This window comes from Nigerium sp. (genome assembly GCF_039811905.1).
Lineage (GTDB): Bacteria > Actinomycetota > Actinomycetes > Propionibacteriales > Propionibacteriaceae > Propioniciclava.
Window position 1 is genome coordinate 1 of sequence record NZ_JBDHZL010000022.1, and the last position, 15,417, is coordinate 15,417.

Consider the following 15,417-nt stretch of genomic DNA (forward strand, 5'->3'; position numbering starts at 1 on the left):
GGCGTCCGCCGGACGCAGGGCCGCCAGCGGGGCGACCCGGGTGGCGCGCCGGGCGGGCACGAGGCACGCGACGAGGGTGACCAGCACCCCGACGGCCGCCGGGACCGCCAGCGACAGCGGCGCTACGGCCACCGACCCCAGCGCCATGTCGGTGCGAGCCGTCGCCACCACGACGACCTGCGCGAGCACGCCGCCCAGCGCCAGGCCGGCGAGCGACCCGACGGCCCCGAGCACCAGCGCCTCGAGCAGGACGGATCCGAGCACCTGGCCGCGGCGGGCGCCGACGCAGCGCAGCAGCGCGAGGTCGCGGGTCCGCTGGGCCAGCAGGATGGCGAACGTGTTCGCGATCACCATGGCCGCCACCGCGACGGCGATCGCGGCGAAGCCGAGCAGCATCTGCATCAGAACGCGCATGCTCGCGCCCAGGTCGTCGACGCGGGAGGCGACCTCTTCGGCGCCCGTGCGCACGACGGGTTCGACCCGGGCGACGCCGTCGACCGCGGCCACCGCGCTGGCGAGCCGCTGCGGGTCGTCCCCGGCGACCTTCAGCTCGGAATAGCCGGGGCGTCCGCCCCACAGGCCGATGTCGGCGGCGCCGGCGTAGACGACGTCGAAGACGGAGGCGATGCCCACGGGCGGCTCGGCCAGCCCGACCACGCGGGCGGCGTGGGGGCGTCCCTCGGGGTCGACGAACGCGACGGCGGCCCCCACCGCGACGCGGTCGCGACCGGCCACGCGCGGCGTCAGCGCGACCTCGCCGGCGGCCGACGGCAGCCGGCCCTGCGTCGCGGACATCCCGCGGGCCGGGGTCTGGCCGATCACGTGACGCTGCTGCCCGAGGGCCTGCATGACGAGGTAGTCGGACGCCGCGGCGTCCACCCGGGTGACGCCCGGCAGGCGGCGGACGGCGTCCGCGGTGGCGAGCGGCAGCCGATCGCCCCGCGTGGTGACGACGACGGCGGCGTCCCCGACGGCCGCGCGGGCGTCGCGGGTGAAGCGCTGCTGGAGCGAGTCGGAGACGAGCAGCGTCGTGGCGACGAACGCCACGGCGAGCGTGATGGCGAGCAGGGCGCTCGTGAGGCGGCGTCCGTGCCCGCGCAGGGACGCCCCCGTCAGCTGGATCGCGGCCATTACTCCCCCAGCCCGCGGAGCGCCTGCAGCACCGTGTCGACGCTCGGCCCGTGGACCTCGCCGGCGAGGCGTCCGTCGGCGAGAAGAACGACGCGGTCGGCGTGGGCGGCCGCCGTCGGGTCGTGCGTGACCATGACGACCGACTGCCCCAGCTCGTCGACGCTGCGGCGCAGCAGGCCGAGCAGCTCCTGGCCGGAGCGCGAGTCCAGGGCTCCGGTGGGCTCGTCGGCGAAGACGACCTCGGGCCGCGTGACGAGCGCCCGGGCCACCGCGACGCGCTGCTGCTGCCCGCCCGACAGCTCGGCCGGCCGGTGGCGCAGCCGGTCGCCGATCCCCAGGACGCCCACGAGCCGGTCGAGGTGGCCGGCGTCCGGGCGGCGGCCGGCCAGGCGCAACGGCAGCAGGATGTTGTCGAGGGCGGTCATGGTCGGCAGCAGGTTGAAGGCCTGGAAGACGAATCCCACGCGGTCGCGGCGCAGCACGGTGAGGCGGTCGTCGCCGAGCGCGGTGATCTCGGCGTCCCCGACCCACACGCGGCCCTTCGTGACGGCGTCCAGGCCGGCGACGCAGTGCAGCAGCGTCGACTTCCCCGAGCCGGACGGCCCCATGATCGCGGTGAAGCGCCCGCGCTCGAACTCGACGCTGACGTCGTCGAGGGCGGTGACCGCCGCGTCGCCGCTGCCGTGCACCTTGGTCAGGCCCTCGGTCCGGACCGCCGGCGCGGTGCGGGTCATGGTGGTGGCTGGACTCGCGAGTGAACTCATGACCCCACCCTGTCGAGCGGACGCCTGCGCGGGCATCCGTCGCCAAGCTGGTTCGCGCTCATCCGCCGGGAGGACCCGGACCGGCTGCGGGTCATCCGCCGGCGTCAGAACCACGTGCGGATCATCGCGACGCGGGCGTCCACCTGGTCGGTGCTCGCCTGCGCGAGCGGCGGCCCGCCGCACTGCCGCCGCAGCTCGGCGTGCACGTGGCTGTGCGGGACGCCCTTCGTGCGCGCGTACTGCGCGACGAGCGAGTTGAGCTGCTTGCGCTTCGACTCCAGGGCACGGTGCAGCGACACCTCGCGCGGCTGCCGCTCGCGCCGGTCGGCCCGGTCGCGCCGCGCGATCTGCTTGCGCTGGCGCTCGCGCAGCAGGTGGGTGACCTGCTCCGGCTCCAGCAGGCCCGGCAGGCCGAGGTAGTCGGCCTCGTCGTCGGAGCGCGGGCTGGCGTGCATGCCGAACTGCTCGGAGTCGAACATGACGTGGTCGAACGTGGCGTTCGACTCCAGGGCCTCGAAGCTGCCCTCCAACTCGTCGGACGCCCCCTCGCCCGCGTTCGCGCGCTCGATCAGCGCCTCGGTCTCGGCCCAGATGTCGGTCTCGTCGGACGCCTGCTTGCGCCCCAGCACGTGGTCGCGCTGGCGCTCCAGCGTCGCCGCGTGGGCCAGGATGATCGGGACGGTCGGCAGAAACACCGTCGCCAACTCGCCCTTGCGCCGCGCCCGGACGAACCTCCCGACCGCCTGCGCGAAGAACAGCGGCGTCGAGGTGGCCGTCGCGTAGACGCCGACCGCGAGCCGCGGGACGTCCACCCCCTCCGACACCATCCGGACGGCCACCATCCAGCGGTCCTCAGACGCCGCGAACGCGTCGATCCGCTTGCCGGCACCCGTGTCGTCGCTGAGGACGACCGTCGGCTTCTCGCCGGTCACCTCGCCGAGGGCCCGCGCGTAGGCGCGCGCCTGGGTCTGGTTGGACGCGATGACGAGCCCGCCGGCGTCCGGGATGTGCCGCCGCACCTCGGTCAGGCGCGTGTCGGCGGCGCGCAGCACCGCGGCGATCCACTCGCCCTTCGGGTCGAGCGCGGTCCGCCAGGCCTGGGAGGTGACGTCCTTGGTGAGGGCCGAGCCGAGGTCGGCGTCCATCACCTCGCCCGCCTTCGTGCGCCAGCGCATCGGGCCGCCGTAGTTCATGAACAGCACCGGCCGGACGACCTGGTCGCGCAGCGCCTCGGCGTAGCCGTAGGAGTAGTCCGGGCGCGAGACGGCCGTGCCGCCCGGGCCCGGCTCGTAGGTCACGAACGGGATCGGGTGGTCGTCGGAGCGGAACGGGGTGCCGGTGAGCGAGAGCCGCCGCGTCGCGCCGGCGAACGCCTCGGACGCCGCCTCGCCCCAGCTCAGGGCGTCGCCGGCATGGTGGACCTCGTCGAAGATGACGAGCGTCGGGAAGTTGCCGACGAGCGCCTGGTAGTGGAACGACCGCGCGGCCACGCCGGCGTAGGTGACGGCGACGCCGTCGTACTCGCGCGAGCGCCCGCGGCGGGAGTTGCCGAGCCCCGGGTCGATGTGGATGCCGACGCGCGCGGCGGCGTCCGCCCACTGCACCTTCAGGTGCTCGGTCGGCGTGACGATGATGACCCGCCGGATCTCGCGGGCGTCCAGCAGTTCGCGCGCGACGCGCAGCGCGAACGTCGTCTTGCCGGCGCCCGGCGTCGCGACGCACAGGTAGTCGCGCGGGGCGCGGGTCAGGTAGTCGTCGAGCGCCTCGGCCTGCCAGGCGCGCAGGCGGGACGCCGTCCCCCACGCCGCCCGCTGGGGGAACGCCGGGGAGAGGTGCTCGAACGCCGACGACGTCACGCGGCGACCGCCCCGTCGGGACGGGGTGCGGCGGGACGGCGAGCGGGGCGGGGGGCGAGGCGTGGCATGGGAGTCCGACCCTAGTCGCTTCGCGGCGCGTGTCCAGCCGACGCCCGGCGGCGTCCGGACGCGCGGCTGCTCAGGCGGACTGCCGCCAGGCGGATGTCGCCGCGGCCCAGGACGCGTCCCCCCGCTCGCGCGCGAGCGCCGCGAGGTCGTCGAGGGCCTGCTCCCGGCCGGCGGTGTGCAGCACGAGCGCGGCCGGCCGCGCCCGGTCGTCGCCGCGTCCGTGGTGCCGCCCCACGCGACCGCGGGCCCAGCGCTCGACCGCGTCGAGGGCCACCGTCCGGCCCTCCGGCCCGTGAGCGTCGACGCTCGACGAGAGGGCCCCGGCGGCCGCCGTCGCGGCCTGGTCGGGGGTGCGGTCGTCGACGAGCGTCCGGGCGAGCGGCATGCCGTCGCCGGCGTACCCGGTCCAGTTCAGCAACTGGAGGACGCCGATGCCCGCGTAGCCGCCGCCGGCGTGCGCGGCGTCCAGGTGCCGTGCGAGCACCTCCGCGATGACCGGGGCCTGCGGGAGCCGCGCCACGCCCGAGGAGAGTTCGCCGCGGCGCTCGGCGTCCACGGAGGTGAGCGTCGTGAAGAGGAGCTGCCCCAGCGTGGCGTCGGACCCGCCGCCCTGTTCGGCGCACGCGTTCAGGCATTCGGTGGCGACGGTGCGGGCGAGGTCGGGCGGGGTGGGGAGGCGTCCGACGGGCGGCACGCGGGTGCGGCCGTCGCCGGACGCCGCCCACGCCTGCGGGCGCAGCCGCCGCGCGGCGAGCGCGAGCACCTCGTTCGCCGCCCACCGCACGCGCCCCGAGACGCCGCGGTCGCGGGCCCACGCCTGGACGGCGTCGAGGGCGGGGGTGGAGCGCAGGACGTCGAGACGCATCGTCCGGACGTGGGCCTGGTAGCCGATCAGGGACGCCCACAGCGCCACCGGGGACGCCGGCTTCATGATCTGCTCGTGCAGGGGCGCCACGCGGTTCGGGGCCACCGCGTGCTGCGTGATCGACGCCACGTCGCAGTACGCCGGGCGGCTGTCGTCGTTGAGCCATTCGCGGGCCGCCCGCTCGACGGACGCCGCCGCGCGCGGGTGCGAGGCGAGATGCCGGGCCGCGAGCCAGAACTGCTCGTAGCGGTAGCCGTGCGACAGGCCCATCTCGACGATGAGGCGGTGCAGCAGGGCGTCCCAGTCGCGGCGGCGCAGGAAGATCTCGGGCCGGTTCGCGACGGAGCGGCCCAGCTCCCGCCACTCCTCGCCGGAGGTCGGCTCGCCGGCGAGCGCCTGGTCGAGAAGGTCGGCGAGCCGGTCGTCGTCGCGGGGGCGGTCGTCGCGCAGCAGCATCGGACGCCCGCCTCGCGTCGGCGTCAGGATCTCGATCGTCGCGGACAGTTGGCCCGGCTCGTAGCCGAGGGTTTCCTCGTAGCGCTCGCAGATCGCGTAGGAGGGCTGCACCTGGTCGGACTCCCACCGCCCGATCTGCGACCGGTGCACATGCAGGCTCTTCGCCAGTTCGGCCGCCGACGGCCCCCCGGGCGCGGACGCGCGCGCATTCGCCAGCACCCAGCCCGCCCATCCCGTGATCACGTCGTTATTCTCACGGTCTACCGGGGCAGATGCACGAAGTTGCGGACACCTCAACGCTCTGCAACAGCGAACGCCCTGGTGGATGCGTCAGATCGCACCCCGCAGCGCGGATCTCACCCGCCCAGCGTGTGAGACACCCACCGCGTCCGGGCTGCTCAGCGCTCCAGTCGGCGTCCGGCGCGATCGGCCACGACCACCTCGATGCCGCGCTCCCGGAAGGGCTCGATCTGCGCGTCCGTCGCGGATTCGTCGGTGACCAGCGTCCAGGACGCCGGCATCCGCACCCACGCGTTGAACGGCCGCTCGCCCAGCTTCTTGCCGTGCGCGAGCACGTAGGCCCGGTCGGACGCCCGCCACATGAGCTCCTTCAGCCGCGTCTGCGCGACGGTCGCCTCGCAGATGCCGCGGTCGGCGGTCACCCCGTCGCAGCCCAGGAAGACGGCGTCGAACGTCAGGCCCTCCAGCGCGGCCTCGGTGATCGGACCCTCGAACCCCTGGCTGATGTCGCGCAGGTGGCCGCCCAGGCAGATCACGTTGACGTCGGGCGCGCCGGAGATCGCGGCCAGCGGCGTCAGGCCGATGGTCATGACCGTCAGCTTGCCGACGTCGCGCAGGGCGTGCGCGAGTTCAGCGGTGGTCGTGCCGGCGTCCAGCAGGACGACGTCGCCCGGGTGCACCTGGGACGCCGCCCACAGCCCGATCCCGCGCTTGGCCTGGTGTGACTCGCCGCGTCGCTCGTTGAGCGACGGCTCCCGGTGCAGCGGGACGGCGATCGCGCCGCCGTAGGTGCGCGCGAGGCGTCCGGACTCGGTGAGCTGCGCGAGGTCGCGACGAATGGTGGACGCCGTCACGTCGAACACCTGCGACAGTTCGTCCACGCTGGCCAGCCCGTTGGACGTGGCCATCCGCACGATCTCTTCCCGCCGCTGCGACGCCTTCACCGGCACTCCTTCAGTCAGTGAACCTCCGGGTCAGCCAACCACATCGACGCGCTGAGTGGTGTGACCACACGTCGGGGAGCGTACCGCCCGGCCGGGCGGCCGGGCGTCACTCCTACCGCACCGCTGCGAGGTTCACCGCCTGGCGCATCGCCTCGACCATGCTCTCGGGGTTCACGATGCCCTTGCCGGCGATGTCGAACGCCGTGCCGTGGTCGACGGACGTCCGGATGACCGGCAGCCCGACCGTGATGTTGACGCCGGCCTCGATGCCCAGCACCTTCACCGGGCCGTGCCCCTGGTCGTGGTACATGGCGACGATGAGGTCGTAGTCGCCGCGCCCGCCCAGGTAGAAGGCCGTGTCGGCCGGCAGCGGGCCCTCGGCGTTGATGCCGTCGGCGCGCAGCTTCTCCAGCGCGGGGATGATCTTCTCCTCCTCCTCGCCGTAGCCGAAGAGGCCGCCCTCACCCGCGTGCGGGTTGATCGCGCAGACGCCGATGCGGGGGTTCTCGATGCCCGCGCGGTTGAGCGCATCGTAGCCGCGGCGCACCACGCGCTCGACGAGGCCCGGCTCGATCTTCTTGATCGCGTCGATGAGGCCGATGTGCGTGGTCACGTGGATGACGCGCAGCTTCGGGGAGCTGAGCATCATCGAGACCTCCGGCGTGCCGGTGAGGTGGGCCAGCAACTCGGTGTGGCCCGGGAAGTTGTGGCCGCCCATGTGCAGGGCCTCCTTGTTGAGCGGCGCGGTGCAGATGGCCTGCACCTTGCCCTCGACGGCCAGTTCGGCGGCCACCTTGATGTACTGGTAGGCGGCGTCGCCCGCGACCGCGCTGAGCTGGCCCCACGGCAGATCCTCCGGCAGCAGGCCGAGGTCGATGACGTTGACGCGGCCGGGCTCGGCCACCGCGTCGTCGACGCTGTCGATCGCGACGATGTCGGCGTCCAGGCCGAGGATCTTCGCGGCCTGCCGCAGGCGGGCGGCGTCCCCGATGACGACCGGCAGGCAGCGCGTGGTGACCTCGTCGTCGAGCAGGGCGGCGACGGTCACCTCCGGGCCGACGCCGGCGCCGTCGCCCATCGTGACGGCGATGACGGGCAGGGTCGTGGTGGGTGTGTCGGACATGGTGCCTCCTTGGGCTGGCTGAACGAGGGTTGGGTCGGTGGTCGAGGGGGTCGGTTCGTCGGCGGTGGGCTGGCCGGCGGTGGGCTGGTCGGCTGGGGGCTGAGGATCTGACGGCTGGTGGGCGTCCGGCTGCTCCGCCCCCGCGAGCGCGCGGCGGATCTGCAGCAGCGATTCCGGTGCGCCGAAACTACCGGGGCGCGTGGCGACGCGCCCCACGCGGGGCCCGCCGGGCAGCCGCTCGCCGGACGCCCGGCTCAGCACCGCGCCCGCGTGCACCTCGCGCTCGACGACGAGCTCGGCGACGCCGAGCCGCCGCAGCACGGCGTGCGCGGTCTCGCCGCCGGTCAGGATGAGGTCGGCCTCCGGGCCGGTCCCGGCGCCGGGCCGGGCCAGGGCCGCGCCGGCCAGCGCCCCCAGGCGCTCGGTCAGCGCCTCCCCTGGCAGCCGGACGCCGTCGGGCGCGGCGCCCAGCGTCACGAGGACGTCGCCCCGGGCGAGCCCGTCGGCGACGCGCGCCGCCCAGGCGTCCAGCAGCGCGCCGGACGCCTCCAGCAGGTCCGCGGCCGGCAGGACGACCCTCGTCGGGTTCGTCTCGGACGCCAACCGCTCGGCCTGCTCGGCCGCGGTCGGGGCGGCCGTCCCGACGATGGTGAGGCAGGGGCGGGCTTGGCGGTCGCCCTCGGACCCGCCGGACGCCTCACCGCGCGGAACGCGCGCGGCGACCGCGTGGCACAGGGCGGCCGAGCCGACCAGCAGCACGGGCGTCACGCCCAGGGACGCCTCGACGATGCGCTCCAGATCGGCCTCGGTCTCGGCGTCGCAGATCACGACCCCGCCCCGGTGGGCGGCGATCGCGGCGGCCAGGTCGGCCGGGCGCGCGCGCACGGCGTCCAGGGTGAGGGGGGCGGCGTCCGGGGTCTCGAGGGCCTCGACGATCGAGCGTGGCGCCGGGCGCGACTCGACGCGCCAGGCGTCGGTCTCGTGCAGCGGGACGCCGTCGACGTGCACGACTCCTCCCCGCGTCGGGCGGCTCAATGCCGGCAGCGCGGGGGCGACGACCGTGGTCACGCCGGGCGCGCGCGCCGCGCGCACCTCGGCGGCGATCGGCCCGCGCAACTGCGAGTCGATCTTCTTCACCACGAGCGGTGGACGCGGCTCCCCCAGTGCCGCGCGCGTCACCTCGGCCGCCGCCTCCGGCGCCAGCGGGCGTGTCTCCAGGTCCAGGACGGTGACGACGCTGTCTTCCGCCCCCGATCGGCCCGGCACGCCGAGCGCGACCCGCGTCCCCGGTCCGAACGCGACGGCGGCCTCGGCGGCGCCCGACAGGTCGTCGGCGACGACCAGGGGCAAAGCGGGCAACGTCATCGTGTTCCTCTCCCGGACCGAACGGTCTCCTCAGTATGGCAGCAATGCGCACAACGCGCTAGATCTTGCGTGAAACACGCACACGTGGGAATCTGGTGCCCTCACAACGACCAAGGAGCAGATCATGGGCGATCAGGCCATCCCGACACTGGACCTTCCGGGCATCGAGGTCCCGCTGACCACCGTGGTGCTCGGCACCATGTCGATGGGCGACACCGCCGACGCGCGGTCGTCCAAGGAGATCTTCGAGGCCGCCCTGGAGGCCGGCATCACCGGCGTCGACTGCGCGAACGGGTACGCGCGCGGCACGACGGAGTCGCTCATCGCGCCGTTCGTCGCTCGGCACCGCGACGAGATCATGCTCGCCTCGAAGGCCGGCATGCCCCACCCGGACGCCGGCGACAACGCCCCCCTCTCCCGCGCAGCCCTCACCGCGTGCGTCGACGGCTCGCTGAAGCGCCTCGGCGTCGACGTGCTCGACCTGTTCTACCTGCACCAGCCCGACCGCGACACCCCCATCGACGAGACGATGGAGACGATCGCCGAGCTGCACGCCGCCGGCAAGATCAAAGCGCTCGGCGTCTCCAACTACGCGGCCTGGCAGGCGCTCGAGGTGATCGACGCCGCCGAGCGGATCGGCACCCTGAAGCCGCTCGTGGGCCAGAACGTGTACAACCTGGTCGCGCGCCGCGTCGAGGACGAGTGGGTCGAGTTCGCCCGCACGCACGACGTGCTCACCATGTGCTACAACCCGCTCGCCGGCGGGCTGCTCGTCCGCGTCCCCGACGAGGCGCACTCGCCCACCCGCTTCAACGAGGGCTCCAGCCTCGCCGAGATGTACAAGAAGCGGTACTGGACGCCGGAGCTGCTCGGCGCCGTCGCGCAGCTCGGCAAGCTGGCCGAGGAGGCGGGCCTGACGATGCCGGAGCTCGGCCTGCGGTGGCTCATCAGCCAGCCCGGCGCGGGCGCGGTGCTCGTCGGCGGGGACCGCGTCGAGCACATCCTCAGCAACGTCGAGACGATCGCCCAGGGCCCGCTGCCCGCCGACCTCGTCGAGGCCTGCTCGGCGATCACCGACCCGCTGAAGGGCGCGATGCCCGCCTACAACCGCTGACCGACCGCGCTTTCGAGGGCGTCCAGCAGCGGAGCTTGCCCGGCGTTGATCCGGACGCGGGCGTCCTCGACGGCGAACCATGCGCCGCGATCCACCTCGGGGAACGTGCCGACGCGGCCCGAGCGCGGCGGCCACGGCATCTCGAAGGTGTTGGACGCCACCCAGGCCAGGTCGGCCGGCGCCGGCACCGCGAACGCGCGGATCCGCTTGCCGGACTTCAGCCGTACCTCGCCTAGGTCGATCTCGTCGCCGGCCGGCGCCGGGACGCCGACCTCCTCGGCGAACTCGCGCCGGGCGGCGTCCAACGGATCCTCGGCGCCGGGCTCGTAGAGCCCTTTCGCGAGCGACCACGCGCCGGCGTCCTTCCGCGCCCACAGCGGGCCGCCGGGATGGACGAGGAAGACTCGGACGCCCGCGGCGTCCCACCCGTAGGGCAGCAGGCCCGCGCTGTGCTGGGGCACGGTCAGCGGCCGCCGCGGAGTCGGTCGCGCAGGGCCATCAGCTCTTTGCGCTCGGAGTCGGACAGCGCGCCGATGCCCTCGGCGCTGATGCGGTCGAGCAGGGCGTCGAGGCGTTCGCGGTCGGACTGGGCGCGCTGGGCGGCCTTCGCCTCCTTGCGCGCGGCCCCACGAGGGGCGGACGCCCGCCCCGCCGGATGCTGCTGCGCGGACGCCGCCCGTGCCGGACGGGGACGCCGCCGCCGGCCCGGAATCCAACCCTGGTCGCCGAGCAGCCCGACCCGGCGCGCGACGATCGCCGACAGCGCGAGGCCGAGCAACAGCGACAGCAGGTTCGGCCAACCGCGGACGCCGAGCAGCGTGATCACCTGGAGGCCGAGCAGGATGGCGCCGATCATCCAGGCCGGGATGCCGAAGAAGAAGGGGCGGCGCGGGTTCTCCGCGATCCAGATGAGGAAGACGGTGAACTGCACCGTGCCGAGGCCCGCCAGCATGAGCGAGCTGCCGAGCGGCAGGGAGAGCAGCGTCGTGGAGATCATGAGCGCGGCCGCGATACCGAGCAGCAGGCGCAGCATGTTCGATCGGCCGACCTGCCCCTCGAGGTCGGAGCCGAAGTACCAGAAGAAGAAGAGGTTGATGACGCCGAACAGCGAGGGGGCGTCGGCGAGCGGCCAACTGACGAGGCGCCAGACGTCGCCGGTCGCGAGCCCCTCGGGCCAGAAGGCGAGGGCCGTGGGCATGCCGGGGCCGCCGATGACCCAGGTCAGCCAGCCCGCGACAACGACGAGGATGGCGGCCACGGTCGTGGTCACCTCGATGCGGCCGAGCCGGAACCAGGGCTCGCTGCCGCCGGAGGGGGACAGGCGGTAGCTACTCACCCTGGTAAGGGTAGTCGTCATCCGGGGGCACGCTAGCCTGCCTGCAGGGACAATGACTCCGCCGGGAGGAGGACGCCATGGCGAAGCCCGCCTCCCCGCGCGTCGCCTGGCCGTTCATCGCCGCCCTCGCGGCGCTGATCGCCACGGTCTTTTTCATGCTGCCGCGGGGGCCGCTGGTCCCGTGGCCGACCCCGAGCCGGACGCCGTCCGTCAGCCGGACCATCACCTGGCCCGCGCCGAGCACGGCGTCCCCCACCGAGCGCTGGCGCACGGAAATCACCCCGACCCGCGCGCCCAATCCGAGCCCGCGTCCCACGACGGACGCGGCGTCCGTCGCCTTGGACGCCGCCTACGGCACATTCGACGAGCTGAGGGCGGCGGGCAGCGGGGACGCGATCGTCCGGCTGCCGGAGGACGTCAGCAACGGGGTCGTCGCCTTCCAGCACGACGGGACGCGGCTGGTGCAACTGCAGTCGCGGGACGCCGGCGGCGGCTTCCTCGAATCCCTCGTCAGCCGGGCCGGCGAGCCGTACCGCGGGACGACGGCCTTCGGCGTCCTGTCGCCGGGGCGGACGCGGGCGCTGGCGATCACGGCGTCCGGGCCGTGGCGGATGACGATCAGGCCCATGTCGAGCGCCGCGCGGGCGACCCTGCCGGCGTCCGGGCAGGGGGACGCGGTGCTCGTCTACGCGGGCGGCGTCCGGCGGGTGACGGCGTCGCATCGGGGCGAGAGCAACTTCATCGTGTGGGCGGCGCGCGGCGACGAGCGGAGCCTCCTCGCCAACGTCGTCGCCAACGGGCAGCAGACGTCGCGCCTCGGGGTGTCCCCCGCGGTGGTGAGCGTCAAGGCCGACGGCGCCTGGAATCTCGCGCCCGCCTGACGGTTTCGTCGCACGCCCCGTGTGCGTTTCTACCTGACGTTCTCCACACCACGGTGTGGAGAACGTCAGGTAGAAACGCACCCAGAGGGCACCCAGGGGGAGACCCCGGTTGACTAGGGTGCACGTCATGGCCCAGCAGGAGCGCGTCACCCTGGACGTCGGCGGGCGCGCCGTGTCCATCAGCTCCCCCGAGCGCGTCTACTTCCCCGAGCGCGGCTGGACGAAGCTCGACCTCGTGCAGTATTACCTGGCCGTCGGCGACGGGATCGTCCGGGCGCTGCGGGAGCGTCCGACGATGCTGCACCGCTTCCCGAAGGGCCTGGCGGGGCCCAAGGTGCATCAGAAACGCCTCCCCGCGGGCGCACCCGACTGGGTCGAGACCGTCGAACTGCACTTCCCCCGGTACGGCCTCACCGCCGACGAGCTCTGCGTCACCGAACTCGCCCAGGTGATCTGGGCGGTCCAGATGACGACGGTGGAGTTTCACCCGTGGAACGTCCGCCGCGCCGACGTCGACCGCCCCGACGAGTGGCGCATCGACCTCGACCCCGGCCCGGCTGCCGGCTTCGACCGCGTCCGCCGGGCGGCGTCCGTCGCGCGCGAGGTGCTGGACGACCTCGGCATCACGGGCTACCCCAAGACCTCGGGCGGCCAGGGGCTGCACATCTACGTGCGCATCGTGCCCGAGTGGGGCTTCGAGGACGTCCGCCGCGCCGCCCTCGCGTTCGCCCGCGAGGTGGAGCGGCGCCTCCCCCGCGACGTCACCACGACCTGGTGGCGCAAGGAGCGCGACCCGGCCCACGTCTTCCTCGACTACAACCAGAACGCCCGCGACCACACGATCGCCAGCGCCTACTCGGTGCGCGGCGTCCCGGAGGGCACGGTCTCCACGCCGATCGCGTGGGCCGAGTTGGACGCCGTCGACCCGGCCGCCTTCACCCTCGCGACGGTCCCGGCGCGCTTCGCCGAGCTGGGCGACCTCGCGGCCGGAATCGACGACGAGTCGTTCCGGCTCGACGAGCTGCTCGCCTGGGCCGAACGCGACGAGAAGGACGACCCCCGCCCGGCCCCCGAGCCCCGCTCCGACGGCGGGGCAGGGCCCGCCAAGACCCGGCAGCAGCCGCGCCGCGTGCCGCGGCGTCCGGCGGGCGAGGGCACGTAGGGTTCGGCGCATGAAGCTGCCCATCGCGCTGCCGGTCGACCCGATGCTCGCCAAGCTCGTCCCGGCGATTCCGGCCCCCGACAAGGTCGAAGGCGGCCTCGCCTACGAGCCGAAGTGGGACGGCTTCCGCTGCATCGCCCTCCGCGACTCAGACGAGGTCGAGCTCGCCAGCCGGGGCAGCAAGCCGCTCACGCGCTACTTCCCCGAGGTCGTGGACGCCGTCCGTCGCCTGTTCCCCGAGCGCGCGGCGATCGACTGCGAGGTGGTCGTCCGGTGGGGCGAGCCGGGCGCGGAGCGCCTCGACTGGGGCCTGCTCAGCCAGCGCATCCACCCCGCGGCGTCCCGCGTGGCGAAGCTGGCGCGCGAGACGCCGGCCGAGCTGGTCTGCTTCGACATCCTCGCGCTGGGCGACGACGACCTCATGCCCCTCCCCTACCGCGAGCGCCGCGCCGCGCTCGTCGAGGCGCTCGCCCACCTGACGCCCGGCGACCCGATCCACGTCACCCGCACCACGGACGACCCCGCCCTCGCCCAGCGCTGGTTCGAGCAGTTCGAGGGCGCCGGGCTCGACGGGGTGGTCGCGAAGCCCGCCGCGGCGCCCTACGCCCCCGGCAAGCGGACCATGTTCAAGATCAAGCACTCCCGCACCGCCGACGTCGTGCCCTACGGCTACCGCGTCCACAAGTCCGGGCGCGGCGTCGGCTCGATTCTGCTCGGGCTCTACGACGCCGACGGACGCCTCCTCCCCGTCGGCGGCGCCTCCGCCTTCAGCAACGCCTACCGCGAGCAGCTCATCGAACTGCTCGAGCCGCTGGTCCGCCGGGACGCCGACGGTCGCCCCGTGCACGCCGAGACCGAGCGGTCGCGGTTCTCGGGCGCGAAGGACACGGGCTTCGTCCCGCTGGAGCCCGAGCTCGTGATGGAGGTCCGGTTCGACCAGTTGGAAGGCGTCCGGTTCCGGCACGCGGCGCAGTTCGTGCGTTGGCGTCCCGATCGCGAGCCGGCGTCCTGCACGCTCGCGCAGATCGATCGTGCGCCCGCCTACGACCTGGGCGACGTGCTCGCGGACGCCTGAGGCGCGCGGCGTCCGAATGATGAGAGATCGACGCCCCAAAATTGGCGTCAGGTTGGCGACACCTACGGTTTCGTAGCCCAAACGTATGGTCGATTTCGAATGCGAAAAAGGCCGCCGGGCGGCGCCGAAGAAACCGGCATCCGGACGCGGAAAGGGGCGGATCCCCCCAGATCCGCCCCACTGTGTCCGTCGGTGAAGCCCCGGTCCCACGAGAGCTTCATCCCTTCGGTGTCCCCCGCGTGGGGGGATACCCACGAGACTAAACCCCACTTCCCCGGCCGGTATGTCCCCATTAATGTGGACAGGATGCCGCGAACTTCGCACTGCGGGCTGTCATCATAGGGACATGCCACAACTCCGACTGGTGATCGTCGACGACCACCCCGCCATTTTGCGAGGCGTGGCGGCGAGCCTGCGCGAGTATTTTCGGGACGCCGGCATCACTACCTGCGCCACCGCGCAGGAAGCGGCCGAGTTGGCCCCCCGCCCCGAGATCGCCCTGCTCGACCTTCAGCTCGCGGACGACAGCGTCCCGGCGGAGAACGTGCGCCTGCTGCACGACGTCGGCTGCGAGGTGCTGCTCTACACCCAGGAGACGCGCCGGACGCTCGTGTCCGCGTGCTTCCGCGCCGGGGCGTCCGGCATCGTGGGCAAGAACGACGAGCTCGAGGAGCTCGTCGAGGCGATCCGCTGCCTGCAGGCCGGCGAGCCGTACCTGAGCTCCGACTGGGCGGCCGCGCTCGACGACGACCAGGCCCGCATCCCGAACCTGACGCCGCGCGAGGCCGACGCGCTGCGCCTGTACGCCACCGGCCTGCCGCTGAAGTCGGTCGCGCGCCGCATGGAGGTCGGCGAGCAGACCGCCCGCGAGTACCTGCTGCGCGCCCGCAAGAAGTACACCGAGGTGGGGCGTCCGGCCGACACGCGGACCGACCTCTACATCCGCGCCGTCGAAGACGGACGCCTGCCCGGCCCCGAACCGCTGTAGGCGCGCGTCCGCGCGGAGGCGCCCCGGGCGCCGACCCGGTACAAAGGA

The 15,417-nt window shown here is 73.9% G+C and carries 13 protein-coding genes; 5 read left to right on the top strand and 8 right to left on the bottom strand.

Annotated elements, in window-relative coordinates:
- The 6 genes from WMJ97_RS06130 to pdxA all read right to left on the bottom strand — a co-directional run.
- On the bottom strand, positions 1–1,131 hold a 1,131-nt coding region (locus tag WMJ97_RS06130), incomplete at its 3' end, for an ABC transporter permease (RefSeq protein WP_347348094.1).
- Positions 1,131–2,009 carry an ABC transporter ATP-binding protein gene (locus tag WMJ97_RS06135; RefSeq protein ID WP_347348095.1) on the bottom strand — a complete coding sequence of 293 codons (879 nt, stop codon included), beginning with the start codon at positions 2,007–2,009 and terminating at the stop codon, positions 1,131–1,133. The genes WMJ97_RS06130 and WMJ97_RS06135, both read right to left, overlap by 1 nt.
- Positions 2,000–3,751 carry a DEAD/DEAH box helicase gene (locus WMJ97_RS06140; RefSeq protein ID WP_347348096.1) on the bottom strand — a complete coding sequence of 584 codons (1,752 nt, stop codon included), beginning with the start codon at positions 3,749–3,751 and terminating at the stop codon, positions 2,000–2,002. Before WMJ97_RS06140 ends, WMJ97_RS06135 begins: the two co-directional genes overlap by 10 nt.
- A gap of 139 nt (positions 3,752–3,890) precedes the next feature.
- Positions 3,891–5,384 carry a helix-turn-helix transcriptional regulator gene (locus WMJ97_RS06145; protein WP_347348097.1) on the bottom strand — a complete coding sequence of 498 codons (1,494 nt, stop codon included), beginning with the start codon at positions 5,382–5,384 and terminating at the stop codon, positions 3,891–3,893.
- Between the two features lie 155 nt (positions 5,385–5,539).
- A complete protein-coding gene (locus tag WMJ97_RS06150; protein ID WP_347348098.1) occupies positions 5,540–6,325 on the bottom strand; it encodes a DeoR/GlpR family DNA-binding transcription regulator in 786 nt (261 codons plus the stop codon).
- A gap of 112 nt (positions 6,326–6,437) precedes the next feature.
- On the bottom strand, positions 6,438–8,813 hold the full coding sequence (pdxA, locus tag WMJ97_RS06155) for a 4-hydroxythreonine-4-phosphate dehydrogenase PdxA (protein ID WP_347348099.1): 2,376 nt from the start codon (positions 8,811–8,813) through the stop codon (positions 6,438–6,440).
- Between the two features lie 124 nt (positions 8,814–8,937).
- Between pdxA and WMJ97_RS06160 the strand changes: the two genes are divergently transcribed.
- Positions 8,938–9,927, top strand: coding sequence for an aldo/keto reductase (locus WMJ97_RS06160; protein ID WP_347348100.1), 990 nt, complete (start codon positions 8,938–8,940; stop codon positions 9,925–9,927).
- Here the strand turns inward: WMJ97_RS06160 and WMJ97_RS06165 are convergent.
- Both WMJ97_RS06165 and WMJ97_RS06170 read right to left on the bottom strand, forming a co-directional pair.
- On the bottom strand, positions 9,915–10,388 hold the full coding sequence (locus WMJ97_RS06165) for an NUDIX domain-containing protein (RefSeq protein ID WP_347348101.1): 474 nt from the start codon (positions 10,386–10,388) through the stop codon (positions 9,915–9,917). The two genes, WMJ97_RS06160 and WMJ97_RS06165, sit on opposite strands and share 13 nt — an antisense overlap.
- A 2-nt stretch (positions 10,389–10,390) precedes the next feature.
- Complete coding sequence (locus tag WMJ97_RS06170; RefSeq protein ID WP_347348102.1) at positions 10,391–11,263, bottom strand: rhomboid family intramembrane serine protease; 873 nt, start codon at positions 11,261–11,263, stop codon at positions 10,391–10,393.
- Positions 11,264–11,340: 77 nt separating this feature from the next.
- Here WMJ97_RS06170 and WMJ97_RS06175 point away from each other — a divergent pair, with 77 nt between their 5' ends.
- The 4 genes from WMJ97_RS06175 to WMJ97_RS06190 all read left to right on the top strand — a co-directional run bounded on the left by WMJ97_RS06175 (position 11,341) and on the right by WMJ97_RS06190 (position 15,369).
- A complete protein-coding gene (locus WMJ97_RS06175; protein WP_347348103.1) occupies positions 11,341–12,144 on the top strand; it encodes a hypothetical protein in 804 nt (267 codons plus the stop codon).
- 127 nt (positions 12,145–12,271) lie between these two features.
- Positions 12,272–13,306, top strand: a complete 1,035-nt coding sequence (ligD, locus tag WMJ97_RS06180) for a non-homologous end-joining DNA ligase (RefSeq protein ID WP_347348104.1) — start codon at positions 12,272–12,274, stop codon at positions 13,304–13,306.
- Between the two features lie 10 nt (positions 13,307–13,316).
- Entirely contained in the window at positions 13,317–14,381 is a 1,065-nt protein-coding gene (locus WMJ97_RS06185; protein ID WP_347348105.1) for an ATP-dependent DNA ligase, read from the top strand.
- A gap of 346 nt (positions 14,382–14,727) precedes the next feature.
- Positions 14,728–15,369: a response regulator transcription factor gene (locus WMJ97_RS06190; protein ID WP_347348106.1), complete on the top strand. Its 642-nt coding sequence runs from the start codon at positions 14,728–14,730 to the stop codon at positions 15,367–15,369.
- The last annotated feature ends 48 nt before the right edge of the window (positions 15,370–15,417 follow it).

Bases quoted from the DNA above. Each gene is read 5' to 3' on its own strand.
- pdxA (WP_347348099.1), bottom strand. From the start codon at position 8,813: ATGACGTTGCCCGCTTTGCCCCTGGTCGTCGCCGACGACCTGTCGGGC.
- WMJ97_RS06160 (WP_347348100.1), top strand. From the start codon at position 8,938: ATGGGCGATCAGGCCATCCCGACACTGGACCTTCCGGGCATCGAGGTC.
- WMJ97_RS06175 (WP_347348103.1), top strand. From the start codon at position 11,341: ATGGCGAAGCCCGCCTCCCCGCGCGTCGCCTGGCCGTTCATCGCCGCC.
- ligD (WP_347348104.1), top strand. From the start codon at position 12,272: ATGGCCCAGCAGGAGCGCGTCACCCTGGACGTCGGCGGGCGCGCCGTG.
- WMJ97_RS06185 (WP_347348105.1), top strand. From the start codon at position 13,317: ATGAAGCTGCCCATCGCGCTGCCGGTCGACCCGATGCTCGCCAAGCTC.
- WMJ97_RS06190 (WP_347348106.1), top strand. From the start codon at position 14,728: ATGCCACAACTCCGACTGGTGATCGTCGACGACCACCCCGCCATTTTG.